This window comes from Streptomyces sp. NPDC037301, from assembly GCF_055602785.1.
Map to the genome: position 1 here is coordinate 13,403 of NZ_JBVJWD010000052.1, position 26,383 is coordinate 39,785.

Annotated in this window: 25 protein-coding genes; 9 read left to right on the forward strand and 16 right to left on the reverse strand. The window is 70.1% G+C overall.

Annotation, left to right across the window (positions count from 1 at the left end):
- Positions 1 to 217: 217 nt before the first annotated feature.
- Complete coding sequence (locus ACZ7IB_RS41015) at positions 218 to 1,504, reverse strand: hypothetical protein (RefSeq protein ID WP_470919803.1); 1,287 nt, start codon at positions 1,502 to 1,504, stop codon at positions 218 to 220.
- A gap of 832 nt (positions 1,505 to 2,336) precedes the next feature.
- Positions 2,337 to 2,519, reverse strand: a complete 183-nt coding sequence (locus ACZ7IB_RS41020) for a hypothetical protein (RefSeq protein ID WP_470919805.1) — start codon at positions 2,517 to 2,519, stop codon at positions 2,337 to 2,339.
- A gap of 142 nt (positions 2,520 to 2,661) precedes the next feature.
- On the opposite strand from ACZ7IB_RS41020, the gene ACZ7IB_RS41025 reads away from it, so the two are divergent.
- Together ACZ7IB_RS41025 and ACZ7IB_RS41030 are read left to right on the forward strand one after the other, a co-directional pair.
- Entirely contained in the window at positions 2,662 to 3,930 is a 1,269-nt protein-coding gene (locus ACZ7IB_RS41025; protein WP_470919806.1) for a hypothetical protein, read from the forward strand.
- 99 nt (positions 3,931 to 4,029) lie between these two features.
- On the forward strand, positions 4,030 to 5,316 hold the full coding sequence (locus ACZ7IB_RS41030; RefSeq protein ID WP_470919807.1) for a zinc-ribbon domain-containing protein: 1,287 nt from the start codon (positions 4,030 to 4,032) through the stop codon (positions 5,314 to 5,316).
- Between the two features lie 244 nt (positions 5,317 to 5,560).
- Here the strand turns inward: ACZ7IB_RS41030 and ACZ7IB_RS41035 are convergent, their stop codons facing one another.
- The 3 genes from ACZ7IB_RS41035 to ACZ7IB_RS41045 form a co-directional block, all read right to left on the reverse strand.
- Positions 5,561 to 6,046, reverse strand: coding sequence for a hypothetical protein (locus tag ACZ7IB_RS41035; protein ID WP_470919808.1), 486 nt, complete (start codon positions 6,044 to 6,046; stop codon positions 5,561 to 5,563).
- 692 nt (positions 6,047 to 6,738) lie between these two features.
- Entirely contained in the window at positions 6,739 to 8,547 is a 1,809-nt protein-coding gene (locus tag ACZ7IB_RS41040) for a hypothetical protein (protein WP_470919810.1), read from the reverse strand.
- Positions 8,548 to 8,550: 3 nt separating this feature from the next.
- Positions 8,551 to 9,474: a hypothetical protein gene (locus ACZ7IB_RS41045; protein ID WP_470919811.1), complete on the reverse strand. Its 924-nt coding sequence runs from the start codon at positions 9,472 to 9,474 to the stop codon at positions 8,551 to 8,553.
- A gap of 453 nt (positions 9,475 to 9,927) precedes the next feature.
- On the opposite strand from ACZ7IB_RS41045, the gene ACZ7IB_RS41050 reads away from it, so the two are divergent.
- A complete protein-coding gene (locus ACZ7IB_RS41050) occupies positions 9,928 to 10,395 on the forward strand; it encodes a hypothetical protein (RefSeq protein ID WP_470919852.1) in 468 nt (155 codons plus the stop codon).
- Between the two features lie 227 nt (positions 10,396 to 10,622).
- Here the strand turns inward: ACZ7IB_RS41050 and ACZ7IB_RS41055 are convergent, their stop codons facing one another.
- A complete protein-coding gene (locus ACZ7IB_RS41055) occupies positions 10,623 to 10,943 on the reverse strand; it encodes a hypothetical protein (RefSeq protein WP_470919813.1) in 321 nt (106 codons plus the stop codon).
- Positions 10,944 to 11,351: 408 nt separating this feature from the next.
- Here ACZ7IB_RS41055 and ACZ7IB_RS41060 point away from each other — a divergent pair, with 408 nt between their 5' ends.
- The 3 genes from ACZ7IB_RS41060 to ACZ7IB_RS41070 are packed head-to-tail and all read left to right on the forward strand — an operon-like array spanning position 11,352 to position 17,525.
- On the forward strand, positions 11,352 to 14,603 hold the full coding sequence (locus ACZ7IB_RS41060; RefSeq protein ID WP_470919814.1) for a DnaB-like helicase C-terminal domain-containing protein: 3,252 nt from the start codon (positions 11,352 to 11,354) through the stop codon (positions 14,601 to 14,603).
- On the forward strand, positions 14,603 to 15,223 hold the full coding sequence (gene tpg / locus ACZ7IB_RS41065; protein ID WP_470919816.1) for a telomere-protecting terminal protein Tpg: 621 nt from the start codon (positions 14,603 to 14,605) through the stop codon (positions 15,221 to 15,223). The genes ACZ7IB_RS41060 and tpg overlap by 1 nt, the downstream gene beginning before the upstream one ends.
- 37 nt (positions 15,224 to 15,260) lie before the next feature.
- The gene (locus ACZ7IB_RS41070) at positions 15,261 to 17,525 is read left to right on the forward strand and encodes a helicase associated domain-containing protein (protein ID WP_470919818.1); all 2,265 of its coding nucleotides are present in this window, start codon (positions 15,261 to 15,263) and stop codon (positions 17,523 to 17,525) included.
- 682 nt (positions 17,526 to 18,207) lie between these two features.
- Here ACZ7IB_RS41070 and ACZ7IB_RS41075 read toward each other — a convergent pair.
- The 10 genes from ACZ7IB_RS41075 to ku form a co-directional block, all read right to left on the reverse strand.
- Positions 18,208 to 18,717, reverse strand: coding sequence for a hypothetical protein (locus ACZ7IB_RS41075; protein WP_470919820.1), 510 nt, complete (start codon positions 18,715 to 18,717; stop codon positions 18,208 to 18,210).
- Positions 18,718 to 18,972: 255 nt separating this feature from the next.
- Positions 18,973 to 19,866 (reverse strand): hypothetical protein, encoded by an 894-nt coding sequence (locus ACZ7IB_RS41080; protein ID WP_470919822.1) that lies wholly within the window; start codon positions 19,864 to 19,866, stop codon positions 18,973 to 18,975.
- The gene (locus ACZ7IB_RS41085; RefSeq protein ID WP_470919824.1) at positions 19,863 to 20,018 is read right to left on the reverse strand and encodes a hypothetical protein; all 156 of its coding nucleotides are present in this window, start codon (positions 20,016 to 20,018) and stop codon (positions 19,863 to 19,865) included. The genes ACZ7IB_RS41080 and ACZ7IB_RS41085 overlap by 4 nt, the downstream gene beginning before the upstream one ends.
- Positions 20,019 to 20,534: 516 nt before the next feature.
- The gene (locus ACZ7IB_RS41090; protein WP_470919826.1) at positions 20,535 to 21,185 is read right to left on the reverse strand and encodes a hypothetical protein; all 651 of its coding nucleotides are present in this window, start codon (positions 21,183 to 21,185) and stop codon (positions 20,535 to 20,537) included.
- A gap of 238 nt (positions 21,186 to 21,423) precedes the next feature.
- The gene (locus ACZ7IB_RS41095; RefSeq protein WP_406498271.1) at positions 21,424 to 22,200 is read right to left on the reverse strand and encodes a class I SAM-dependent methyltransferase; all 777 of its coding nucleotides are present in this window, start codon (positions 22,198 to 22,200) and stop codon (positions 21,424 to 21,426) included.
- Complete coding sequence (locus ACZ7IB_RS41100) at positions 22,143 to 22,850, reverse strand: hypothetical protein (protein WP_470919828.1); 708 nt, start codon at positions 22,848 to 22,850, stop codon at positions 22,143 to 22,145. The genes ACZ7IB_RS41095 and ACZ7IB_RS41100 overlap by 58 nt, the downstream gene beginning before the upstream one ends.
- 250 nt (positions 22,851 to 23,100) lie before the next feature.
- The gene (locus tag ACZ7IB_RS41105) at positions 23,101 to 23,403 is read right to left on the reverse strand and encodes a hypothetical protein (protein ID WP_470919830.1); all 303 of its coding nucleotides are present in this window, start codon (positions 23,401 to 23,403) and stop codon (positions 23,101 to 23,103) included.
- Positions 23,400 to 23,651 carry a hypothetical protein gene (locus ACZ7IB_RS41110; RefSeq protein ID WP_470919831.1) on the reverse strand — a complete coding sequence of 84 codons (252 nt, stop codon included), beginning with the start codon at positions 23,649 to 23,651 and terminating at the stop codon, positions 23,400 to 23,402. Before ACZ7IB_RS41110 ends, ACZ7IB_RS41105 begins: the two co-directional genes overlap by 4 nt.
- A gap of 20 nt (positions 23,652 to 23,671) precedes the next feature.
- Positions 23,672 to 23,872: a hypothetical protein gene (locus ACZ7IB_RS41115; protein ID WP_470919832.1), complete on the reverse strand. Its 201-nt coding sequence runs from the start codon at positions 23,870 to 23,872 to the stop codon at positions 23,672 to 23,674.
- Positions 23,873 to 23,988: 116 nt separating this feature from the next.
- Entirely contained in the window at positions 23,989 to 24,756 is a 768-nt protein-coding gene (ku, locus tag ACZ7IB_RS41120) for a non-homologous end joining protein Ku (protein WP_470919834.1), read from the reverse strand.
- A gap of 98 nt (positions 24,757 to 24,854) precedes the next feature.
- Between ku and ACZ7IB_RS41125 the strand changes: the two genes are divergently transcribed.
- The 3 genes from ACZ7IB_RS41125 to ACZ7IB_RS41135 all read left to right on the forward strand — a co-directional run bounded on the left by ACZ7IB_RS41125 (position 24,855) and on the right by ACZ7IB_RS41135 (position 26,205).
- Positions 24,855 to 25,094 carry a hypothetical protein gene (locus ACZ7IB_RS41125; RefSeq protein WP_470919836.1) on the forward strand — a complete coding sequence of 80 codons (240 nt, stop codon included), beginning with the start codon at positions 24,855 to 24,857 and terminating at the stop codon, positions 25,092 to 25,094.
- Positions 25,091 to 25,300: a LexA family protein gene (locus ACZ7IB_RS41130; protein WP_470919838.1), complete on the forward strand. Its 210-nt coding sequence runs from the start codon at positions 25,091 to 25,093 to the stop codon at positions 25,298 to 25,300. The genes ACZ7IB_RS41125 and ACZ7IB_RS41130 overlap by 4 nt, the downstream gene beginning before the upstream one ends.
- 272 nt (positions 25,301 to 25,572) lie before the next feature.
- Complete coding sequence (locus ACZ7IB_RS41135) at positions 25,573 to 26,205, forward strand: hypothetical protein (RefSeq protein ID WP_470919840.1); 633 nt, start codon at positions 25,573 to 25,575, stop codon at positions 26,203 to 26,205.
- The last annotated feature ends 178 nt before the right edge of the window (positions 26,206 to 26,383 follow it).

A 26,383-nucleotide genomic window follows, 5' to 3' on the forward strand; every position in this document is an offset into this window, starting at 1 on the left:
GCGTGGCGACCAGCTACCCCTACGCCCGAGCACCCACGGCTACTGCGTCCCGTCCTCGTCCCCCTCGTCAGGGTCCTGGATCGGCATGCCGCCCACGTTGTCCTGCTCCTTCCTCGGCCAGCGCGCCGTCGCTGTCGGCATCCTTGCAGGCCATGACACCCGCCCGTGTCCGCACCTCGCCCGTATCTACCCGCGCGCACGGCGGCGAAGTGGCGCGTCACGCACCGGCCGAACCGGCACCGTTTCCGGCCGGTACAGGGCAGCTGAAGGAAAGGACCCGCTCGCACAGCCTGCCCGTGACGTGCGTTTCGGTCACCGCGACGTCCGTGAGCCACTCGACGGCTGTCAACTGCTCCATCAGCTCATCGAGTTGAGCGGCTTCGACGGCGCACAGCGCCGCCAGCGCCTCGACCTCAAGGCCTCGGCCGAAGGGCCCCAGCCGCCCATCGCCGCCGCTGTGCGCGGCACAGGCAAGAGCGAGCAGCCGCGCGGCGGCGGGCAGCTTCTTTTTACGCAGCGTGCGCTCGCCCACGACCTTCTGCGCCCACCCGGACAGCTTGGCCCGCATCGACTTCCCGAAGCCGAACGGCCCGCGGCCGCCGTCCCGGGGGAGGAGCGAGGGCACGATGACGTGGGTGGGGTTGTCGGAGCCGGAGGCGAGCAGATCGGCCACGGTCCCGGGCAGCCGCAGCCAGCCCGCGTCGACGACCCCCTGCAGGACCTGTTCCGCATCGCCCAGCGGCCAGCCGTTCACATCCAGGCTGGTGACGTTACCGCTGCCGGTGCACGCGGTGCGCAACGACAGCATGAGCACCAGCAGACGACCCTCCGGACCCGGAACCGGCGCGTGATCCCGGACATAGCCCAGCACAGCCCGCGCGTGCTCCCACTGGGCCGGTGCGGTCAGCACACGCGTGACGGCCCCCTCGGCTCCCTCACCGGTGCGCTGCTCATGCTGAAGCCGGGCGTTGGCCGCAGCCTGCTCCGCACGCCGCGCCTCGGCCCGCAGGCTCCCGTCGCCCGTCACGTCCGCCCAGGTGGTGAAGGCGAGCGCCTTGCGATCGTGCAGCCTGGCCAGCAACGCCAAGTCGGTCTCGCCGGCCTGCTGATAGGCACGAAACGCATCACCGAGTTCGATGAGCTCGTCGCGCAGGACCACAGGCCGCAGATCATGCGGCACCAGGCGCTGCGCGATCTTTCCCTGCCGCCTGGCCCGGCGCGGCCTTGGCGCGGCCACACCCGATCGAGGCGCGGGCAGCCGATCCCCGCCGACCACATCCCTATCCGGAGCAGCCGGCGAGGCGGCAGAGAAGTGGGGCACCCCCACCACGCCTTCGGCGTTACGGGACGGTGCGGGAACCTCACCCGCGCCAGGGGCAGAGGACGGCGCCGCGCCAGAGGCGGTGGCCACCACACGCGCGGCGGGATGGGCCGCCGCACAGCGCGCACAGCACTCCCACGCCCGCCACCAGCGCCCCACCGGATCGGTGACCACGGCCAGCACGACCGCCCCTCCGCACCGCCAGCCCGCACCCGCAGGGCCCTGACCGGCCCTCTCGATGTGCGACTGGCACCCCTCAGCGCGGCACGCACACGCTGCCTCCCGCCGCGGCCCTCCCGCCGCCCGCAGGTGGGCCTTCAGATGTGCAGTGGCGAAAGACCGCCCCACAGCGGCCGAATCCAGGCGCTGCGGTGTACAAGCCGGCCGACTGCAGGTGACCCTCACCGCCGCCACGCCGCGCCCCGCAGCATCCAGACGTACGGTCCACACCCGCCCCGCCACCCGCTCGCTCGCCACCTGGGCCTGCGTCATGAACCGCCCCTTACCGCTCCACCGAAGTCCCGAAACTGCTGGTCGACATCATCCGCTATCCGCCACTCCCACCGCAGGGCACCGACCACGCCGTGTCAACATGACTCCGGCTGGCACCACCGCTCTCCTCAGTCCCCCACTGCCCCTCTCTCGAATCGTGGGACATCGTCGGGGGTGAGGTCAGGGCGGCCCCGGCGCCATCGCGCAGGATGTCGCCAGCGTCCGGCGATGTCCCGGGCGACGTCGACGCCGACCTCCACGACCAGCTCCGGTCGCACGCCGCGGCGCGGGCGCGGCGCTGCTCCTCGACGGCCGCCGGCACCGGTGCCGGGCCGCTGTCGGCGGCCGCCAGCCGGGCCCGGGCACGATGGAGACCCACACCAGTACCTGAGCAGGACCAACCGCTGGACGTACAGCTCAAGGCCAACGGCGGGAGCCAGCCGAACCCGCCCGGGGGCGAAGCGGCCGCGCCAGGCCCGCACAAGGCGCCCCGCAGGACGGGCCGCCGCGGGTGGCGAGCCGGTCACTGCCGCAGCCACAGGTCCAGGGCGTACCGCAGGATCTCCCGGACGACCCCGGATGACACTCCCGACACGATCCACCCACCCACCGCCTTCGCCTCCGCCGTGATCCTGCGACCACGCCGGCCCTCGTGCTGCCGGTCCTGCTTCCGCTTCACGATGATCTTCATCTTCTGCTCCCTCATGTTGCCGTGGTGCCGATATCGGCAAGGGAGCCGGAAGGCCGGGGTGTTCAGCGAGCTGCCTGAACCGGTGAACAGACGTCAGCCCAGGCCAGAGCGGGCGAAGATACTGTTCACCGGAAGTTCGGACTGAACAGGGAGACCCATGGGAGAGTCGTCGGCACGTGACCGGCTGGCCGGGGAACTGCGGAAGCTGAAGGCGGCCTCCGGTCTCTCACTGACACGGATCGAGCAGCAGGGCAATAGGCAGACCCCGGCCGTGAAGCTGGGCAAGAGCAAGCTCAGCAGCTGGCTCAAGGGGGAGAGCGCCCCCGAGGACGACGCCTCCTTCCGGTACCTGATCCAACTGCTCGAGTCCCGGGCCCGGAAGAACGGTGTCCCGGAGAGGGGAATCTCCTGGTGGTGGGCGCTGCGGAAGGACGCAGCCGGGGAACGGACGGCAGCCGGGCCCCCGAAACCCGCGAACCGCTCTGCCCAGCCCGCCCCCGCCGAGCCACACGCCGGAGACGTGGACAAGGCCGCGCGGCTACTCCGTCTCCTCCCGCTCGACGGTCTGTGGCTTCGCTGGTTCCAGGACGCCGAGACGATGTTCAAGGTCCCGCTGACCGTCAGCGACCCGGTGTGCGACGCCCACCGCCCCCTGGAGACCGACCGGCCCGACTACGTCGACCCTGAACTCCAGGCAGCCCACCACGAACTCGTCGCAGCCCTCGGCGCTCTCTGCTACGAGCTCAATGGCATGACCGATATCTCCGACGAAGGACAGGACGTCCTGGAGATCAACCATCCCGGCACCAGCGCCGAACGCAACGAACTTAACCGGAAGGCATGCCAGGCCCGGGACCACTTCCTCCCCGCGTACGACAGGATGATCAACCTCCTCAACGCCAAGGGGCTGCTCCCTCCCGCGCCCAAGGAATCCCTCGACATTGCAGTCGACCTCCTGGCCGCACGCTGGACCGACGGCGGAGTACTCACCGCACCCCTCACCGTCGCCGCCTCGCTGCCGAATACGGATGCCACCGCCCCGTACTACTTCGTCGTGCAGGCAGTCAGCCGCAACAACCAAGCCCCTCAGATCGCCACCGTCGGCATCGAGGTGATCCAGCCCGATGGCGCCACGGCCACCACGTACCTGTTCCCGGCACGCGGACCGAAGAACCGGCCCCAACTGCCCTTCCAGCTCACCGCCCACGGCGCAGACCAGGCCCTGGCGAACGCGCCAGAAGTTGCTGCAGCTTTCCGAGCCCTCGGCGACGCAGCTGCCAAGATGCGCCCCTTCGCCCGCACTGGAAGCGGCCAGGTCTTCCACGGAGAGTGGAGGCCCGTGGCCACCTTGCCCTCCCCTGGACGCGGCCCTGCCGCCCGCAGCCTCCTGACAGGAGACAACGGGGGGCCCGGGCTGGCGGGTTGACTGACTGCTCGGGTGCACAGACCCTTCTTGGCCGCCCCCACACCGGGGCCTTGCCGCCCTCGCCGCCCGGCCCGTGCTGTCACTCTGGGCCGGCGTGCCTTGTATCGGCCGGAGCCCCCTGGGGCCCACGCTGGTCGGGGCGTCATTCGTTGTCCGTGGTATCTGATAGACCCGACGATGATGAATGACGGACGTGTGTACTTTGATGCCACTTTTCCCTTTCCGCGGCGGAGGGCCAGCCTGAGCGCAGAAGCCGCCGTCGCAGAGTGGCGTGTCGCTGCCGACTGGATCCGGGGCCAGGAACAGACGTTGAGCGCGGTGTTCCTGGCTGAGGGGCGCGACGAGTTACCGGTGGACGACTACGGGCAATGGCGTCAGCAGCAGCGACGCCGGTTGGGGGAGGCCCGCGAGGCGTGGGCGGACGCCCTGATGGAGGCTGGCTGGGCCGTGAACAGATGCTGGGCGTACATGCGTCCTGATCTGCTGAGCGAATACGACGCGGGGCACGCGGAGAATCCGCCCGAGCTGCCTTTCGAGGAAAAGCTGACGTCCATGCTGAGCGTTTGGTGGCGCTGCAGCCGCGACGAGAATCACCGGTGGAGGACCTCGGTCAATAACCGGCATGCCGCTGGGACCGGGTGTCCTCGGTGTGCCAAGAGAGGAGTCTCCCGCCGGGAGCAGGATGTCTTCACGGCGCTGCGCGAGAGGCTTCGGGAGCTGGAGAGTCCGGCCTCGGTCCCGCGCTGCACAATTGATAGCAGTGTGCGGCGTATGCGCGCCTGGCGGGTCGACATGCTTTTGCCTGGTAGGCCGGCGGTGGTGGTGGAGTACGACGGTGCGTATTGGCACAAGGACCGGCTCCAGAAGGACCGGGACAAGACTGCCGACTTGTCGGCCGCGGGCTACGTGGTGATCCGCGTACGTGAGGACCCGCTGCCCGCCGTCACGTCCAACGACATCGTGTGCGCCGAGGACCTGCCGGCCCGTGAGGTGGCGGAATTGGTGCACCGCAGGATCGGCGAACTCGCCCGCGGCGGCCAAGCACACGGGAGCACCTCCACACCAGGAGCGGACCAGTCACCGGAACAGCTGGACCTGTTCTCCGAGGACTCTGCCCCGGACAGCTTCTCACCAGTGCCGCGGGGCCGTGTTCCGGCCGTACTCGGTGCCCACACAAAGGCTGCCGTCGCGGTACTGATCCACGAAGCGTTGCTTGCGGTGCACGAGGCGCAGGTTCATGAGGATCGCGCGCTCGGTACACAACAGAAGGTTCTCCGGATGATCCCTCAGGCGCTACATGAAATGAAGTACGGCGTAGGGAGGGCTGAAGCCCTGACCAAGGCTGCGATCCGGGTGATGTCCAGCGAGGAGCTACCGCAGAGGTGACCCCGTGGGCGTCTGCTGAGTCCCCACGCCGACGCTTCGTGCCGGGCGCAGACCGCCTCCGGGCGACGCCCGGCCGCGAGGACTTCTGCAGCTCCGGTTGGTCGAGTGCGGCGTTCATCATGTACCGCTGGAGAGCGACCGGGCTCGGATTCGGGGCGTGTGTCCTCAGCCCGAGCTGTCGGCGGTCGGCCGTACGGCCAAGTACGGTGCGGAACCGTTCTGCGGCACGCGTATGAGCTCCGGGTCAGGCTTGCCGCACAATCACGTGCTGGTGGGCGGAACGGTTAGCGTCCTGCGGCAACGGCACGGTGAAACCCTGGCTGATGATGAAGCACGTGCCGTTATTGCCCTGTTTGGCCAGAAGGTAGCGTCCCGCGTTTTCTGGCCAGGGAAGCGCGCCAACGTATGGCTCATGTCGGAAGTCCCCGTCCCAGTCCACGTGGCTGCCGCCACGCTTCAGAGCGTCAAGAGCCGCTGCAGCCCAGTCCAGACGCTCCTTGACCTGCGCGATGGAGAATTCCGCCTCCTGGGAACCGAGTAGCGTCCCTGCATTCATCTCTTCAGCCCAGTCCAGGCGCTCCCTGTACTCCTTGATGGCACGTTGCACCTTGTGCGGGTCGTCGAAGGCATCCACCTTCAATTCGGGAGACAGGTAGTTGGCGAGGGGCGTCATGCCGTCGAAGCTGTCGATGGGTGGGGTGCTGAGAATGTGCCAGTCGTGGATGCTCACGCCGATGATCCTAGAGTTCGCGAGCTGCCAGGGCGGGCGGTAGCCGTTACCTTCAGCATTGTCGGCGGCTCTTCGGGCCACTCCCCGACGCGCTGGACTCTTCCAGGCGAGAGCGTCGGCCAACTGTGCGCCTTTCCCAAGGGGTTGGCGGGAGTCCCGCGGGAGGCCCGCAGCCTGGCTTGGCGGCGAGCTCGAGAGCCGTGGAGCGGCCCAGACGGATGCCGCCGCCTGCCGAACCGATCGAACACGGGTGGCTTACACGACTGCGGGGAGCGGGGCGGCGGTGAGGTAGCCGCCGTGGTGGTCGCACCCCAAGAAGCCATCGGCCACGAGGCGGCGGAAAGAGTCGACCAAGGCAGTGGGGGTAGCGATCGAGTCGCGGCCCGCAAGCGCTCCCGGGAGCCGGGGCAAGAACCGTAGGCGCCCCGGGCAGCCCAGAGCGCCGTGCGGTCCTGCGAGCCTCCGGCTGGGACCAGCAGCTCCTCGAAGGCTTCGGACTCCACGCCGCTTCCGGATCCGACGCGTTCTGACCCCGACCAGGACTACTGACGCGGGGAAAACCGGCCGAGTGGCCGCCCCGCCCTGCGTACGGGCCAGCACAGGCGGACCGTCATCTGGGTCCGACGGGGACGGAGGTCCAGCAGGCCCCCGGGGCGCCTAGCCTTCGCCCCGGCGCCAGTGCGCGACTCCTGTTACTCCTCTTCGCCGACAACGGGCAGAACGCGCATATGGTGCTGCGCTGCACTGACGGAGGCGGTGCTGGGGACAGGAACCGGCTCGTACGGCTTCCACAGCGGGGCCTCCCGGTGATGGTCCCGGTCCCAGCGAGGTGCACCGACCAGCGCGACCACCCGGTTGAGAGGGATCCGAACCGGGCGGTGCTGCCCGCCGGGCTTGAGCAACAGATCCCCCTCGCCGACGTCGTCGAGGGTGCCGTACAGGCTCGCCCAGACGCCTTCGGCGCCCTCGGGCCCGCACCACATGTCGAGGCGCAGCACCTGCCAGTTCAGCCACCGGTGCAGCTCCTTGAGGAACGCGGTCTCCTCGCTCCCGCCCGGAATCCAGCAGCCATAGCCGTCGCTCAGCGCGGCCGCGGTCCGAGACGCTCGCTCGTCGGCGTCGCCGCGCTCGATCCGGTGGCTCGCCGCGGCGCGGGCGCGGCGCTGCTCCTCGACGGCCGCTGGCACCGTGTCCGGGCCGCTGGCAGTGTCCGAGGACAGCACGGGGAAGGCAGTGCGCAGCAGCTTCAGGGCTGCGGCCTGGTCGGTGCGGCGGCGGCCGGTGACGGGCCCCGCGGCCTCGAACCGGGGCGGGTAGTGCCCGCCTTGGCTGGCCTGCTCCTTCTCCAGCTTGGCGACGATGTGCCCGGGCGCGGCGATGACCGCCGAGTAGGAGGGGCCGGTGGCATCTCCGATGTCGCTGAAGCAGTCGCGGCGCCGAGACCCGAAGGGGACCAGCGGACCGAGCACCGGGGAGGCGGCGAGGTAGGCGATGGGGGCGTCCCGGCCGTTCGTGAGCGGCCAGTCGTGGACGAGCAGCAACCGCGCCGCCATGTGCGCCGACTCGGCCTCGAAGTCGCTCTCCAGCCGCGCGCAGGCCTCGGCGACCGCGCGCGGCCACCACACCGCCAGCTCCGCATCCGCCCAGGCCGACGGGCTGTCGTACCCCTCGCCCCGGGTCTGCGGCGCCGGGAGGCGGGTGACGTCTACGACGCGCGCCCTGGCCAACTCCTGCGACACCGCGTCATGGACCAGCCCGGCCGTGCGGGTGGCGCACATCCCGCGCGAGCGGGCCGCCAGCCACACCCCGCACACCAACTGCCACACATCGACTTCCGACTGCGACTCGTACCGCTGCGCACGGCGGGCAGACTTCCCGGCGACCGCGGCCGTCACCTCGGCCAAGACGCGCCGCTCCGGGCTGCCGACCGTGCGGCGCACCGCATCACGGGCACCGTTGTAGGCGTCGACCTCCGGGCAGTCGGCGGCGTACCCGGCCAGGAACTCGACGAAGCCGGCCTCCAGCTCCTTGCGGGCCTCCGCCAGCGCCCGGGCGTCCTTGGCCAGCTTGCGGTCCGTGCGGGCCCGCTTGAGCCAGGCGGCGAACTGCTCCTCCTGCCCGGGCCGCTGCTGGGCTGCATAGCGGGCGTAGCCGAGCCAGGTGCGCACCGCCCGGTCCGCCTGGGCGCGCCGGAGAGCCACCGCCCGGCTGGCGGTGAACGCTGCGGCCCGCCACAAGGCGTCCGGCGCGTCCGGCAGGGAGACGGAGCACTTCTTGCAGATCTCGCCGAACACGTCGCACAGCGGGTAGGTGGCCGCGTCCGCCACGGTCCGGGCGTGGCGGCAGCCGCCGTAGGAGTAGCGCCGCAGGTCGGAGTGGGGGACGTGGTATTTTCCGCCGCCACCGCCGGTCAGGGCGACCCGGACCGTGGCGAGCGCGGGCAACTCCACGCCCAGGATCTCAAGGCCCCGGGCGGAGATGGCAGGAAGGGACTGGGCCACGGCTCATCCCTCCTGTCCGGCCGCGGACGCGGAAGGCCCCGTGACCGGAGCGTCAGCCTCCGGGCCGTCGGCGGCCCGGATGTGGTGGCGGGCCAGCGCGTCGGCGAACTGGGCCGAGAACTCGACCAGCTCGGGCAAGGTGTAGTCCGACGTGAGGGCCCGCAGCATCATGGAGACCTGGATCTGTGCCAGATCGAAGGCGAACCGGTGCTCACGTGCCAGGACGAAGGCTGGCAGCGCGCGCCCCGCGTCCCCCGCCGCCACGCTGCCGCAGGCCCTGGCCCACAACCGCAAAGTCACCGGCAGCGTCGCCTCCGGTACTCCGGCCAGAATGGCCATGGTGGGCAGGTCCCACACGTCGCGGTTGAAGACCTCCTCGGCGGTGGTGAACCCGTCGGTGAAGTCGACCGCTCCCACCAAGCCCCGCCAGTGCTCCTGAATCTGCTGCTCAAGCTGGTCCAGCGAGGTCCGCCACTCCCCGTGCGTCTGAAGGCCCCGGCCCTGATTGAAGGACGCGATACACCCGGCGCCCAGATAGAGCCAGGCCGCCGCGAGGTCCTCGCTCTCCGCCTCCTCGCAGTACGCCGCGAACTCGGCGCGCTCTTCGGCGTCCTCGTCCTGGGCGACCAGGTCGGCGACGAACAGGGCGGTGAACCGGCTGAGCACGGCCCGGGCACGCTCGGCCCAGGGGGCGAGTTCCGACAAGGGCACGGGCGCGGCGGGTGTCTCCAGCAGGGAGGCGTCGGCAGCGAGCAGGATCTCGACGGCCTGCTCCCGGCCGGCCTTGTCCAAGACCGGTGGAAGCAAGCCCTTGCGCGCGGCCTCGGCGACCCGGCGCAACGCCTCCTGGTAGCCGCACCCCGATGCCCGGTTCAACGCCCGGGCGATCTGCTGCTGGTGGCTGATGTTGGACTTCTTCGGTGCCATGACGAACTCCTGCACATACCCCGCGATGCCGTCCCACCACAGCAGGCGCCAGGGAGCGTACGAGGCGTCAAGGACAAACCGGTACGACCAGTCACGTTCGCATCCGAGCGGCCGCTCGATTCACCCTCGACCAGAGGTGGGCCCGGCCGCGGCGCGCACCAGCGAAGTACGCCACCACGACGATACAGGGCAACAGCCGCACCGCGTGCCGTGACAGCCGACGCCCAAAGCGCCCTTCAGCGGCGGGCCTCTGCGGCCGCATCGGGAACGTGACTGCCCGTAGGCGAGGCAGCGGCCGAACGGTCCGGGCGGCCTGACGGCCCTGACCGGATCGACGGCGACGTCGCGCGCTGAGCAGGCGACGACCACGAGGCGCGCCACGTTGAAACCTCGGCGACTCGGCCTCGAATCGTCTTGTCAGGCCCTCTCTGTAGGGTCCGACGGGTGAGTGACATGTATGAGCTGATGGTCACGGTTGATCTGCGGGACGAGCTCTCCGAGCAGGAGCTCGTCGAGCTCCGTTGGCATCTGGGAATCGGGCCGCAGCCCGAGCGCCTGTCCATCGTGACCGAGTTCCCCTCCGTGGCGATGGACGAATCGGGGCCCCCGGTGGTCGAGGACAATCCTCATCCACTGCTGGCCGAGAGTGGTGCGGCCTCGCGGGTGGGTGGCGCGCTCTGCTCGATACTGGCCAGCCGCGCGGACCTGCCGCGGAAGGGTTGGTCACTGACCTCCCGGCAGGAAATCCACCCGGACGACTTCGAGAAGGTCGGCGAGCTGCTCTGCTGGCTGGCTGCCCGAGTTCACGACACCCACAGGCTCGTGGACGACGCGGTCTGGGTTGGCTACCTCAGGTTCCACGAAGCCCTGACGTCGCATGTCCTTGAGGTCGAGAACGGGCAGGCCAGCTGGCCGACCTAGAGTCTTTCTTTGCTTCGGCCCGGCTGGCGGCGTGGCGCCCGGCCCGCGAGGCCCGGCTGTGGTCGGCAACGTGTGGAGTAGGCCTGAAAGGCCTGAACGATGTACACAATTTCCTGAGCTTCGGAGAGAGCCCGCGGGGTGTTCCGGCTTCGGGTCGGGTGAAGTGATCTGCCGTCGCCCTTTCGGGGCGTGCGATTTCCGGGCGTTCCGGCGGTGGCGGAGGCCTGTTACTCGGCTCCCATGGTGTGACGGACCCACTGCGGCGGTGTTCCCGCGACGGTCAGCTGGTGGGTGCCTTCCCGCTGGGAGGCACCGTGGACCTCTTCCAGGAACGAGCTGACCAGACGGTTGCCCGCCTCTGGCGTGATGTCTGAAGTCTTTAGCTGGGGAAGGGTGTTGCCGGGAAGGACGTGCGCGTACTCCTCACCGTCGGACATGGTGAAGTACAGGCGCCGGCTCCCGTGCCAGCTCACCGTCCGCACGTCGTCCGAGTGGACCAGTTGGGAGCCCTCTTCGGCGGTGATGAGGATGAATACGTTCTCGGCCATGTCGTTCCCTTCGGGTATGGACCGGTTTCGAGTGGAGGCAGGCCCGCGGGGTGGGGCTGTGCGTCCGGGACCGGGCGGCAGCCGTGACGGCCAGACGCCAGAAGAGGCTTATCGGAGCATTTGTCCGAGGCGGCTGCCCGGGGCTGGTGTCAGTCTCGCAGTATGTGGTCGGGCTCAGCTCGTGGTTCCGCCGCATTGATCGCATGGCGTCAGGGTCTTACAGATGGTTCCACCTCGAAGTTCTATCATTAACGTTACTTATTTAACGTGCTCGAAATTCGCTATATAGAAGGAGAGTTGAGCCATCTATGGCTCTTGACGTTCAAGTTGTGAGGTAGGGTTGCGTTACGTTTCGAGCTGCGAAGAGGTGCGATGTCCGCCGCTACCGAACCTGAGTCAATTTCATCCATGGGTGTACACGAGGCCCGGAAGCAGCTCACGGCGCTCGTCGCCAGAGCCGAGGACGGACGCACCACGCGGCTGACCCTTGACAGGGACGGGCTGGCCGCCCTGCTGGCGCCGGTGTCCCGTCTGGGTGCGGACGCGGTGACGGCGCTGAGGCGTGTGTCGCTGACCAATGCCCGGCCAGAACTGGGCACCCTGGTCACGGAAGCAGCCGGTGGCATCCCCTGTGCCCTGGAGCGCCGGGGCACTGTTGTGGCGCTGCTGCTCGCAGACATCGAAGGGCAGAGCCCGGCGCCGCAGACCACCGGTAGCCGTGCCAAGCCGGCCCAGATCGCCGACATCCTGCGCGAGGCGCACTCCCCGCGCGGGATGATGTTCGGCCTGCCGTCCCTGGACGCTGCCGTGCGTGGCCTGGCCGACGGGCGGCTGATTGTCGTGGCCGCACCGCCCGGAGCAGGCGGCAGCCTTCTGGCCACAGCAGCAGCCCGCACCACCGCCATCGACCACGGCCGACCGGTCCTGTACGCGGCCTCGGGTCTGCGCCGCGACGATGTGGCAGCCCGCATGGTGGCCGGTCACCTTGCGCTGAGCTATCAGGACCTGCGCGCCCGCACGCTGCCTGCTGAGCAGCAGGAGGCAGCCGACGCCTACGCGGCCCGCCTGCATGCCCCGCTGTACATCGACGATGCCGACCTGACCGCAGAGGTCATTGCGGAGAGCGCCGCCTGCATGGGGGAGCTCGCACTGGTGGTGGTCGACCGGCTGCAGGCAGGGGAGCGGGAAGGGACCGTGCTGTCCGGACGCGGCCTGCCCGGGGCTGCCCGGACGCTTGCCGCTCTGGCGGAACGCCTGCGCGTGCCCGTGCTGGCGGTCGTGGACAGCAACGACCCGGACGTCCTCACGTCTTTGCAGCCCGATGTCATGCTCACCCTGACGCGCGACCGCGCCCGGGCCGAAGTCGCCGTGTGGGAACGGGACTTCGGTCCCCTGTCGACCGTTTATCTGGCGGCGGATCTCTCCTGCGCCCGGTTCACCGAGGCCGCCGCCGCGAAGCGGGTCCTTGAGCTGACGCCCGGCACGGGCAGTGAGAGTGAGCAGGCTCGGGCCTTTGATCACGCCCGGGCGCGGGACGAGGGCCTGCAGCCCACCGGGCCGGTGCACTCCCCGGCCCCGGACCACACGGCGGCCGTGCCGTCGGCCCGTCATGAGCCCCAGCCTGCCGCCGCAGCGGCACCGGCCGAGACCGTCCCCGTTTTGGTGAAGGACACAGACCGCCGTCCGGGCGCCTGGCCCACGGGAACCAGCCGCCCCACGCCCGCGAACGAACCCGCCCCCGCAGCAGCTCCGGCTGCCGTCCCCGCGACCGCTGCCCCGGTCGTGGACACCACGGCGGTCAGCGCGGAAGGCGTGGGCGAGGACGAACAGCCCGGGGTCGTGAAGTCCCCGCGCACGCCCCGCCGCTTCGACTACGGGCCCTTCGCCGTGCTCGACGGTGAAGGTTCCGCCTACCTCGCGGGAGGCCGCTCCCAGGCGTGCAAGGCCACCACGCTCGTGGACGTGGCGCAATGGGCCCTGGCCCGGCCCTTCGGCACTCCTCGGGCCACCCCTTTCGGCTTTGACCGGGATCCGCTCGTGGTCCTGATGCCCAAGGCCGCCGAGATGCTCGGGCTGCCCGCTTTCCCGGACCCGGGCACCCGCGCCCTGGACGTCGACCACCCGGTCCTCCACGAGATTGCCCAGGCGGGCTGGAGGACGGCCCGACGCGGTGACGATCCCTGGTTCAGTTCCTGGCCCCGGGTCTACCAGCCGTTGACCGAGCAGGGGGAGCGCCGCTCGGTGCAGTTCGCCATCCTGTCCTGGGGTGCGCTGAGCAAGGACGGCTGGCCGCTGCCGTACGACGACGACACCGGCGCCTTCACTGTCTCCGTCACGGACGTCGTCGGGTTCCTCGACACCTACAGCAGCACGGTCACCACCCCGGTCAGCTCTGTCGCGGCCACGTCACAGGAGCTGATGAAGCAGCTGCGACCGCGGACCCGGCCCTGGAACTACGCGAGGCCTGGCGAGAAGCCCGACGTGCGCCCGGCGTGGGTGAAGGACGCGCTGCACGCCGCGGTCGATCCGGCCCCGTGCGAGGTGCCCCCCGAGCACCCGCTCGCCCGTGACCGCACCGACCCCTCGCAGGCCCTGAACGAGGAGGCCCTGTCGTGGTGGCGGATGCCGACCAAGGCCGAGCGCGAGTTCGAGTTCGTGGTGACCGTCGACCTCTCGTGTGCCTTCGGCGCCGGTTCCAACGGCACCACCGTGGGGCTGTGCGCCCCCTACCACCTGCCCCAGGTCCGCTTCGACAAGAAGCTGCCCGGCAGCTGGAACGCGGACCTGTCTGAAGTCCCCGTCCCCAGAGGGCTCCCGAACCCCTTCACCCCGGACGGCAGCACACCCACCGGGCCCGGCTGGTACGAGACCCACAGCATCGCCTACGCGATCGAGCTGGGCCTCCAGCCGGGGCTTTTGGAGGCCTGGGTGCGCCCTTCTGCCGAGCAGGCGGCAGCGCTCGGCATCACACCGCACCCGCCGATGCTCATCGACCCCGACGAGCACGGCAACAGCAAGTACCCGCCCGTCCCGCCGTTCGGCAACGGCCCCTACCTCGCGCCCTGGTATGACCAGCTGCGCGACGCTCTCCTGGCCACCTACGCCCGTCTGGGCGTCACCACCATGCAGAAGGGCGAGGACCGCGCCGCCTACGACGAGCGGTTCCTCACCGCCATGGCCCAGCTCGAGGGCGATAAGTTCCGCAAGCTGCACGCGACAGACCTGCAGGTACTGAAGGCGATCAAGGCCACGTTCAAGTCCGGCATCGGCAAGTTCCGCACGCGGGACCGCCGTACCGGAGGCCGCTCCCGCGATCCTCACGCCCCCTGGCCGGCGCTGAAAAGCCCGCAGTGGCGGCCGGACATCCGGGCCGCGATCATCGCGCGCTCCCGGACGAACATGCACCGGAAGATCCTCAGGACCATGGAAGCCACCGGCGCGGTGCCCCTGGCCATCCGCACGGACTCCATCAGCTACGCCTCGGCCACCGACGACGTCCTCGGACTGATCGGGCACAAGGGCGGCTTCACCCTCGGCCCCAACCCCGGCCACGTCAAACCCGAGCCCACCCGCAGCATGGACTGGTACCTGGGCTTGGCCGAGAAGGGCATCAACCCCGCCTCCAAGATCAAGAGCCTCGACCACGACGGAGACGAGTGATGGCCCTGCGCTTTCGAACCCCGCAGAGCCAGGACGCAGCCGCCCAACGGCTCTTCACGGCCCTGGAAAAGACCGCCGCCCAGGCCCGGGAGAGCCTGGTCGCCCAGGCCCGCAGAACCCTGCCCGACCGGCTGCACACCCCGCATGCGCAGATCGCCTACCTGCACCGCCGCACCGGCTCCAGCACCCGCAAGGTCGCCGACATGCTCGGCGTCCACCCAGAGACCGTCCGCCGCTACCTCAAGGGCCTGCGCAAACACCCCCCGGCCGACTTCGCCGATCGCCTGGAGACGGCCGTGCGCAGCCTGTACCGGGCCCGCCCCCGGATCAGCCAGGCCCAGGTGGACGCAGCGATGTGCATCCGCGGCCTGCGGGTCAACATCCGTGGCTCCTTCGGTTTCTCCAGCCCCGGCGGCACCAGCGACGACCCCCGCGAGCGCTGGCTGAACGAAGACCTCACCCGGGAAGCGAGCCGCACCCTGGTGGCCGCCTGGCACGCGGGAGACGGCACCCACGCACTCGAGATCGCCAGCCAGGGCGTCACCACCGCCTACTTCGACCTCGACCCCGGCATGGAGTGCGACCTCTCCGGCCTCGCGTACATCGACTTCGAACTCTGACCACCGCCCGGGCCCGCGCCCCTGGAGGAAGCCGCGCATGTTCATCCCCGCACAGCAGCCGGAACGCAAAAGGCTGAAGAAGCACCAGAAGACGGCCGTCCAGGCCGCGCTGCACACCCTGCGCGACGAGGAATCCCGCTGCCACATCGTCGCCCCCTGCGGCACCGGCAAGACCCTCATCTGCGCCCGCCTGTGCGAGGAGCTCGCAGCCACCGGCCACGCCAAGCGGCGCTTGATCCTCTTCCCAACCCTCGACCTTCTCCTGCAGAGCATCCGCGTCTTCCAGGCCGACAGCGCCCACACCGGCGACCTCATCGCCGTCTGCGGCCCCCTCGACGAACTCAGCGAGCTGGGTGTGTCCCGCGCCGGCGGCCCCGACGAGCTCGCCGACATGCTCACCGGACTCGACCACTACACCGTCTTCGCGACCTACGCCCACCTCGTCGACAGCGGCAACTTCCACGGCACCCTCATCACCGCCCACCGCCGCGGCATCATCCCGCCCTGGGACCTGATCGTCTGCGACGAGGCCCACCGCACCTCCGGCAGCCTCGACAAAGCCTGGTCAGTCGTCCACGACGACGACGAGATCCCCGCCGCCCGCCGCTTCTACTGCACCGCCACCCCCCGCATCTGGTCCGCCGACCCCAAGTACGCCGAAACCTTCGCCCCCCGCGAGAACGGCCTCTACCTCGTCGCCAGCATGGACGATCCAGAAATTTACGGCCCCCGGGTGTTCGAGATGCAGCTGTCGACCGCCATCTCCGAAAAACTGGCCCGCGACTACCGCATCGTCCTGGTCGCCGTCGACCACCCCGACCTCCAGCCCCGGCTGCGCCGCACCCGCACCGCACGGGCCACCGACCTGGTCGCCATGATGAGCCTGGCCACCGCTGTCCTGAAAACCTGCGCCACCTACGGCGTTCGCAAAATGATCACCTTCCACAAGGCCATCGCCGACGCCACCGCGTTCATCCAGTCCCTCATCCCCACCGCCAAAGCCCTCGACGGCGAAGTAACCGAGACCCCCCACGGTCCCGTCCCGCTGCGCCCCGAGTCCCTGTGGGCCCACTCCGTCTACGGCGAATCCCCCGACCGCTTCGAGAAGCTGGCCGCCTTCCGCACCGAGCCCGCCCCCGCACACCTCACCATCCTCGCCAACTCCCGCCTCCTCGGCGAAGGCGTCGACGTCCCCACCGTCGACGCCCTGTGCTTCGCCGCCCCCAAATCAAGCGTCACCGACGTCGTCCAGGCCCTCGGCCGCGCCCTGCGCCTGCACCCCGACGGCTCCGACAAGGCCACCATCCTGGTGCCCATCTACCTGGCCGCCGGAGAAGACCCCAAAGACCTCCTCAACGCCGACTCCTTCCAGCCCCTCTACGACATGCTCGTCGCCCTGAGCTCCCACGACCTGCGCATCGCCGACCGCATCCCCACCACCGAGCTCCCCGCGCCGGCCGCCGAACAGGCACCGGCGGCCGCCGCCGGCAGCGAGCCGCCGCCCGCCGAGCAGAGCGCCGAGCCCACGGTGGAACTCACCCCCGAAAACAACACCATGCCCCCCTTCGGCGGCGGCGGAGACTTCCCCGAGATCGTCGGCACCGACGGCACGGTCCTCACCCCCCGAGAGATCCACAACGTCATGACGCTGCGGACCTTCAAGCCCCACAACCTGTCCAACGACTGGATGGACATGTCCCGCCAGGTCACCGCCTACTGGGAAGAGCACGGCCACCTGTCCGTCACCCGAGACCAGGCCGCAGCCCTGCAAACCGACCCCCACCGCGTGGACCTCTACACCTGGCTGGACAGCCAGCGCAGCGCCTACCGCAAGGGCGAACTCGACGAATGGCAGACCGTCTTCCTCAACGCCCACGGCATGCTCTGGAACCCCGCCGAAGCCAGCCGCGACACCTTCATCACGTACGCAGAGGAATGCGCCCGCGAACACGGAGGCCTCGCTGTCCCCGTCAGCTACACAGCCCCCGACGGCACCAAGGTCGGCGAGCGCCTGCGAAGTTACCGGGCCAGCGCCAAGAACCACACCATCGACGCCGGACTCAGGTCGCAGCTCAACCGCATCGACCCCCACTGGTACCCCGGCTGGCACTTCCGCTGGCAGAGCAACTACCAGACCGCCGCACACCGCTACCGCCAGGGCCAGAGCCTCACCCAGCCCGGCGACGGCCGCGCCTACCGCACCTGGCTGCGCAACCCCGGCGACGACCTGACCATCGATCAGGAGGAGCTCCTGCATGAGATCGGCCTGGCCGACGACGACCAGAGCGTTCTGACGGGCTGACCCCCGGCCCTATTCCGCCTGGCCCGCTGCCTGGAACCGCCTGTGCCCAGGCATCCACTCACCTGGGCCCTGCGGCCTTCCTCGCGGCCAAGGCCCGTTCCCGATGAGGACTCTTCGCCTCCCCGCTCGTCCCGTCGTTGTAGCGGACGGTGCACGGCTGCGCTGGCTGGGCCCAGCACTGCGTACAAGAAATGTCGATCCAGGCAGTCGCCGGGTCGGCGCCGGGAGCGATGCGGCCGACTACCGGCGGCGTCGGATCCTGCTGCCGGGGCGGACGCCTGGGCCGCTCCGCCGTAGCCGTCGGATCGCACGACGCGTGCACCGGCTTCCCCCGTGTACCGCGTGCCCGGCTGTACACGGGGGGACTCCGTCGTCGGGTCTCCGCACATCGCGCAGATCAACGGTCCTCGCTTGGGCCGTGGTTTCTCAGTGGCCTGCGGTTTCCGAGCGGGAACGGTCTCTGCCGTGCCGTCCGCGCGAGTCACCGTGACCGCTGAGGCCGGCGGGACGCTGTAAGTGCGAAGGCGGGGAGTGGCGGTATGCGTCTGCCCCTTGCGCCCGCCCCGACCGATACGTCAAGTCATGCGCAGAGCCTAGAGCTCCACGCAGCCTGCCGCGCCCGCCTCTGGTGCTGGCATCACCGAGCCTCGTCACAGGCGCCGCTGCGCCTGCCGTGGCGGGGTCAGCGGGGGAGAGGGATACCGAGGGCGGCGGCGCGGGCCTGGACGGCGGTGGGTGTCTCGCCGCCTCGGAGCCGTCGGCTGGCGCTCTGCCCATCGAGGACGATGCCCATGGCCGTAAGCCCGATGCCCAGGCGCAGGCAGGCGGCGGCGACGGGCGCACCGTCGGCACCGAGGGCGTGGATCCAGGACTCGGTCTCGTGCGGCCACATCCGCAGGTCGGCCCACGCGGCAGCCTGGGCCCGCAGGACGGCCGCCCGCATGCGCGGCGCCCGGGCCCGCAGGATGCCGTAGGCGTGGTCCTGCAGTGTCCGGCGGGAGCCGCGCCGGACGCTGCAGGTGGGCTCGGGAGCGCGGCGGCGGGCGGCGGACAGGTCGGCGCCGAGGTCGAGGCCCTCGCGATCGGCGATCGCTTCGGCGTTCGCCGCGGCCGGCCGCCCGGTGGGCCCGCCGGGGACGAGGTAGGTGTAAACGGCCTGCAGCTCGGGGTCGTTGAAGGGCGCGGGGGACATGGCGGTCTCCAGAGATGGGTGACAGGGGGCAGACATGCCGAAGGCCCCGTGCGCACAGCACACGGGGCCTTCGAGGAGCGAGCGTCAGAGCGTCAGCGGCATCTCAAGGGGCCGCGGACGGATGAGGAGGAGCGGCTTCCTGCCGCTGGTGACACGGAGTGGATACGCACCCCGCACGAAGCGGCCAGCGTACCGGCGGGACTCGCCAGGAGGGGGCGGTTCGGCTGAACTGCCCGGCCGGACGGGCGTTCTGGTTCAGCAGGGGCGGGTCCGGCTGCTCATCTCCAGCAGAGCGGATCGCAGTTCCCCGGCCGCCGGGACCGTGTCCGGCCGGGACTCCGCCTCGGACGCCCAGCCCTCGATCTCGGCATCGCTCCACCCCCAGGCCGGCCTTCGCTCCTCTTCCTCACGCAACTGCCGGTCGTACCAGTCCTCCTCAACGGTTTTGCCACACAGGGCGCGGATCTCCCGGCTGCGCTCGGCACGGTCGAGCGCAGCCGGGATCGCGGGATCGGCGTCGGCACACGGATAGAAGTCCGACAACCGCGCACCCCGGGGCGGGACCGGGCGCGGGCCGAGGCGGTCGCGGGCGGCGTTGAGCTCCCTGGTGACGCACTCGGACGCCTCGCAGGCGGCAAGGAACGCGACCAGCAGCTCGGCAGAGGGAAGCCGCTTGCCCGCCAGAACCAGGGACAGCGTGCTCCTGGGCAGCGCACCGGCCCCCGCTCGCTCCAAGGCGGACAGAGACGGGTCCCCGGCCTCGAGGCGGACCCGGCTCATCGCCGCGACCAGCCCTCGGAGCGTGGCGATCCGCCCGGGCGTGTACGGCTTGCGGCCGGCTCGGGCCGCCGCAAGCCGGGCCGCGGCGGCTTCCGCCCGGGCCGCCCGCAGCAGCCGGACCGCCTCGTCCGCCTCGACCTTGCCGACATCGGCCGCCTCCGAGCGGGCGGCCCGCGCGAAAGCCGCGACGACCTTCTCGGTCGGCATGCGGCCGTCGACCGCCCGCCGCAGTGTCGACGCCGTGTACGCGCCCTGGATCGCGGCCGCCAGACTCTCGAAGGTGCGCCCGCCCTTGAGCCCGAGCAAGTAGTCGATCAATTCCTGGAGTTGCGACGGGATGTGCTGCCCGGGCACCGGATGGCGGGTCACCCCTGCCCCCCGGCGCAGCGCCCGAGCAGACAGGCGGCGGGCAGCCGCAGCAGCAGGGCACCGGCCGCCGCGCACAGCCCGACCAAGGCGGCCGGCAGGGGCCGCTGGACGACGGCGAGCACGGTGACGGCCCCGACGAGGGCGATCACCACCGCCGCTTCGGCAAGGGCGAGCCGGCCGTGCCCGGGGGGGCGCCTGCCCGGCGACGTCGCCGAGCAGGGCGACGGGCTGAGGCATGGGGCCAGGCGGAAGAGACATGCGGCACCTCCAGAAAGGCGAACAATGAGGGGAGACACGACCGGCGCGGCCACGACGGCTCCGGCCCGGCAGCGCGGTACGGGCCCGCTGCCGTGGTGCCCTGATGGTGACAGCGCGGCCACCGACGAAACCAGCGCGCCGCCGTGCCGCCGCGAAGTGACGTACCTTTCCCACTCGTTCATCACCGCAGGTCACACATAACCTTGCGCAATTTCCCGGCACACCCGCCGCTACGCCCAGCTCGGCCAGTACGGCACGCTGATCCCAGCCCATCGGCTGCTCGGCCCGGCTGCGCCAGCACCGCTGCGCGCCGGTTCATGCAGTTCGGCCGCAGCCCCAGCAGCGCCGTGCCCTTCCTGCCCCGACACTCGCTTGCGGCCTTACCGCCTACCGGCCGCGCCCGACCAGGCTCACCCGCTGGTGGAGCTGTGGGGCCAGCCGAGGGTGTCGCACAGCTCCTGCACGGTCCGCCGCGTGCCGGGGTCGGCGTGCGCAGAGATGCCGACGGCGGCGTTGAGGACAACCGGGGTCTCCAGGCTCTGGTGGAAGACAGCGAGTGCGGCGAAGGGGTAGTCGGAGGTGAAGTACTCGGAGGCGGCGAGCTGCCCGGCCCAGACCCAGCCGGGCCGCATCCACGCGGCGCCATAGCGGGAGAGGTCGACCGCCAGGATCACGGGCACGCCGCCGAGAGAACGCCCCTGGGCGGCCTTCTCCCTGCCGCGCCCGGCCTCGAACGCGGCGTAGACGGCAGACGACATCGGCCCGGTGAGGTCGCCACCGGCGACCTGCCACCGGCACCGCTCCTCGCTCTCCTCGACGTGGACGGTGACGGTCAGCGCACCGGCATTCTTCACGTCGTCGACATCGATCACCACCGGCGCCGCGCCGCAGGCGCCGTGTGCGGCGAGTACCTGATTACGGACGGCGGCAGCGACCGCTTCCACGGCCCCCTCCTGGAGCCTGCTGGGGTAGCTGCTGAAGACCAGGCGGGCACCGAGACCGCGGCCGGCGCCGAGCTCGGCCTCGACCCGCTTGGCTTTATCGAGCAGTAGTGACGTCACTTGTCGATGGGTTTGGGAGGCGCCCCGAACCACGGTCGGGTGATGTTGATGAGTTTGGGAGGCACGAGGGCTCTTGCCAGGGCAGCATCGGGATGCTCTTGGTGAAAGGTGCTGGTCATGCCGCAGATGTCGAAAGTCGAGCTGTACGCGGCGATCTGGCGTGACCATCGCGGCGGCATGTCGATGCGGGAACTGGAGCGCAAGCACGGCGTGACGTGGCGGATGGTGGAACCATCACCTACCCACCGGCGCGGGCCACGAGCAGCGGCTGGAAGAAGCCAGTCTCCTGCGGCATCCGCCACTCGGGGTCGACAAACCCGGCCTCGGCCGCGAGGCCGGCCAGCCGGTCCTGGCCGAGTGCCCAGTAGGTGGTCCGGCGGACCTGGACGCGCCATTCTCCGCCTGCCGGAAGGAGTTGGAAGTGCTCCAGGTCGTAGTGCTCGCCGTCGTCGTGCCAGTGCCAGAGCTGGAAAGTGACGGTTCGTTCTTCACCGTCGGCGCCGTCGGCGGTCCGGTGGACTTGTGGAGGCGTCGAAGCCGGGCGGTCGCGCAGCAGGTCGTCGTAGGGACGTGTGCTGACCAGTAGCAGGCCGGCGGGACGCAGCACGCGGCGCATCTCGGCCAGGGCGGCGTGCACATCCTGCTCAGTCAGCAGGTGAGGCAGCGAGTTGTCGGCGCAGACGACGGTGTCGAACCGGCCGTCAGGAATCGGGAGGCGTCGCATGTCGGCGACGGCCGTGCGCAGGCTCAGGCTCCGGCGGGCGGCCTCACGGGCAGCGCGGGCGGCGGCGCGGGGGCTGAGGTCGGTCCCGGTGACGCGGTGCCCGCGCAGCGCCAGGCCGATGGCCTGCGTGCCGATGCCGCAGGAACAGTCGAGGACCGCCGCACGATCTTGGCCGATCAGGGCGTCCAGGGCGCCCCCCTGCCGACGGACGCTCGCGTCCCAGTCTGAATAGATCAGGTGGTAGTCGTCGGCCAGTTCGTCGTAGAAGTGCGCCACCGATATCTCGGGCATGGCTCGAGATTACCGTGCCTGCTTCCCCGGAGGTGCCGGCCATCCCCGTGATCGACGCGAACGCTCTCACTGACGGCAGCACCGTCATTTCCCGTGAACATCTGCGAGCGCGTTGATCGCCAACTGCTGTTGAAACTCATCGACAAACGCTGCTGCTGAACGCGAACGAAGCCAACCCGCTCGACGAGCTCGGCGATGCCCTGCGGCGCCCGCGCAGTCACCTCCACACCCGCCGCCAGGCCGCCGTCGGCGGGGGACAGGACAAGAAGGTCGGGGTTGGACACCTTGGTGTTCCCCAGCCGGTAGCCGACACCGGCGGACGCGAGGGCGAGCGCGACGGCGAACTCGCCGCGCATCTCCAGCAACTGGCCCATCGAGGTCAGGCCAGCAAACTCCCGCTGCTTGGCCGCCCACCGCGGATCGTCGCCGACAGCCTGGTCCAGGGCATCGAGCATTGCGTCGAGGACGTCGAGCGCGGCCCGCCCGGCAGGGGCATCGCCCCGGTCGGGCCAGAGCCGAACGGGGTGGTCCTCAACCGCGTTGCCCAGCCACCGCTCCAGCACGGGTCTCCTCGCCGAGGCATCCGTGCCGTAGTTCTGTCTCTGTGCGTGGCTCTGCCCGGGGGCATCGGTGTCAGTGCCGTCCGTCATAGTGCCGTCCTTGATCAACGAAAGTGGGCGGACAAGCTGCGGGCGCTGTCGCCGCTGTTCTGGATGCACATGATGTACGGCCGGTTCGAGCTGGACAGGAACAGCCGCCTCGATCTGGACCTGTCCATCCGGCGACGGTGCCCGGCCCGCGCATCCCGCAGGGTGAGGCAGCCGCAGCCCCCGCGTGAAGATGACGTTGCCTGGGACCACTGAAGCGTCCTGGGCAACGTGCGTGAGGGGCAGCGCTCAGCTACTGGCTCTTGGGCGTGAAGGTGTATCGGTCTCCCTCTCCCTGTGGGGTGATGTTCCCTTTGATCACGGTGGGCTCTGGAGGAAGAAGCCGGCAGGAGGCCACTGGGGAATCGAAGGTGACTTCCTGGGTTGAGCCGCTGCGGCTCGTGGTCACTGTGACCGAGGTGAAGATCTCACCAGCGTCGATGCGGGACTGAATCCTGTCCAACTCGCCTTGCGGATCGTCGAAGACAAGGATCTTCCATCCATCTCTGTCGTCCGTCCCCTGGATATCCAAGTGCCTCGGCTCCTGGCCGCTCATGCAAATCCCCTTGTCTCGATGTGTTCCATGATGAATGCGGTCACTGCTGTGGCGGTTAGGTCGATCCTCGTGGCAGCGTCATCCGGCGGGCGGCCCCACCACGTCCCGTCGTACGGGGCGCCGCAGATGCTGATCGGCGGGACCTCACCGGGCGGGCTCTCGCTGCGACGCCAGAGGGCTCCGTCGATGTGCGCGGTGATGTGCTCGCCGTCCGGCGGCAAGGTGAGAGTAAGCGAGGAGTCGGTCACGTCCTGGTTTTCGGTGGTGTTCAGGATGCGCTCGTGGGTGCGGTCGGCCAGCTGCCGGTCGTTCCAGCAACGTCCGCAGCGACCTCGTGCGCGTGACCCAGCGCCGTGCGAATCCGGGCGGCCAGGTCCTGGGCCAGCTCGGCACGCTCCCGCTCCCGGACCTTCTCGTCGTCCAGCAGCTCGGCGATCCGCAACAGGGCGGAACTGAGTAGCGCTGACATCGATGCTGATACTCGGGTTCCGGACGGCCGACCCCGCCTGTGAACATCGCGGGCGATCGACTCGGAGATTTCCGGAGATAACTGCCGGACGGCCAGCGGGCCCACGCCGCGGTTTCTCAGTTGCCACGCTCGGCTTGGGCTGCCCGTACGCTTGCCTCCAGCGCGGACATCAGGTCCACTGCTGGTGCCGTCTCCGGCGGTTCGGCCAGCTCGGTGCCGCTGGCCTTTGCGGTGATCAGCTGCTCCAGGGCGTGTCCGTACTCGTCGTGGATCTCGCGTTTCTCGATGCCGGTCAGCTCCCGGATCAGCACCTCGGCGAGCTCCAGCTCCCGGTCCGTGACCGGTGCCGGCGGAGCTAGATCGCCGGGTTCCCGCAGCTCGTCCTCCCAGAGCAGGGTCTGAACGACCAGTACGCCGCGGCGTGGCCGCAGCACCGCCAGGCGCTCCCGGTTCCGGATGGCGATCTTGGCCACGCCGACCATTCCGGTGCGGGCGAGGGCCTCCACGAGCAGGGCGTAGGGCCGATCGGCTCCGGGACCGCCAGGGCCGGCGTAATACGGCTTGGCGTAGCTGATTGGGTCGACGTCCGCCCCAGGGACAAAGCCGAGCACCTCGCACGTGTGCTTCGTCGGCAGCGGCAGGCGCGCCAGGTCTTCCTCGGTCAGCGGCACCATGCGGCCGTCGGGCAAGGCGAATCCCCGCCCGACCTCCTCATACGAGATCTCCCGGCCCTCCGCAGGGCAGAAGCGCCGGTGCTCAACCCGGCTGCCGTCGGAGACGTGGATCTCGTGGAGTCGCGCGTCATGCTCGGCGGTGGCCCCGAACAGCCGGACAGGCAGCGCGACCATCCCGAACTGGATCATGCCGGACCAGACGGTCCTCATGACTCCAGCGTCGTCCGCTGCCGGTCGGGGCGCATCCCCCGCATTCGCCCCCGCGTCTCAGCCTGCAACAGGAATCGAACATGTGCTCTAATCAAGCCATGGCGCGAAATGGCTTCCCCGACGACCTGGTGCAGATGGAGAGCGACTGGATCCGCACGTACGAGGAGCTCGCCCGCCGCTCCCCAGCGACCAGCACCACCGCGCTCCGGCGCCGCCTGATCCTTCTGTCGTGTCATCTGGCCGGTCACCACTACTGGACGGAGGCGGGCCGATCGCCGACAACCTCGGGGGAGCTGCGGCACTACGCCCGTGCACGCGGCCGGACGGAGGCGGCATGAACGAGATCACCGAGACGCAGCGACGGATCCTGATCTGCGTCCGCGAGTGGATCGCCGAACACGGCGAAGCGCCGACGATCCGGGAAATTGGCCAGCAGGTCGGGCTGTCCAGCACAAGTTCGACGGCCTACCAGATCGGGAGGCTGGAACAGCACGGGGTGATCAGCCGAGCCGGACGGAACTGGCGCTCCATCCGTCTCTGCTGATGGGGCGAGAGGTAGCGGAATTCGGGATCGGCCAGGGCGCCGTCGCGAGTCCGCGATGCTCGCCGTGGCCCGCAGGGCAGCCTGGCACGCCGCCCGCAGCGCGAAATGAGGGAGCCGTCCGCACACGACTGGACGGCCCGGCTACGGGGTCGATAACGCGTAGCCCATGCCCGTAGTCACCTCGGTAGCCGTCTCCCGGGAGACGGCTGTCCGGATGCGAATGGCTGATCACCGTCTCACGCCGTCTGGATGACGGCCGCCACAGTGACGCGATGGACGCAGGACTTGCCGCCGTACTCGGCGCCACCGTCGGAGCCCTTGGCACAGCGGCGGCGGGCGCCAGTGCGGCGCTCCTCAGTCGCAGCACGGCCCGCCACCAGGTCAGGACCGAAACCCTCCGGGCCCTGCGCGAGTCACGGCGCGCCACGTACGCCAGCTACGCGAAGACGATCGACCACTACCTGGACAAGCTCTCCACCACCTTGACCCCTCTGTATCGAGTTGACCGCTTCCCGGACCAGCGCGAGGTGTGGATCGAGAACGCCCACAAGCGGTGGAACGAGGCGCTCACGTACCGGCAGAACGAGGTCGATACCCAGCGGGTCCTTCTCCGACTGGACGCCACCCGCCCGGTGGCCGAGGCCGCGCTGCAAGTGGCCAAGTGGTCTGTCCTCCTCAGCCGGGCAACCGGCCGCGCGATCGCCGCCCTGAAAGGGCAGGACCTGGACACCGGCCCCCTCTCGCCACCGTCCACCGGATACGCCCAGATTCTGACGGCAGAAGGGTTCGACCCGGAGGAGCCCGACCTCGACCTCCTGCAGTCACGGGCGCGCGAGGCGTACGACGCCTTCCTGAGCGTGGCCGCCGCCGACCTCGGAGAGGACGGAATCCTGACTGACGCCTGACGGGCTCCCCGGGAGACCGTCAGGCGTCAGGACGTGCGCGGACCGCGGATATCTGCCCCCGGACTACGACCCCCTGTCGCTGGCACGCACGCGTGACGTCCTGGACCAGGTTGCCCGGTCCGCCGCGTACCGGGGGTGACGTGTAGTACGGCCGGGGCCGCCCCCGCACTGCGGTCCG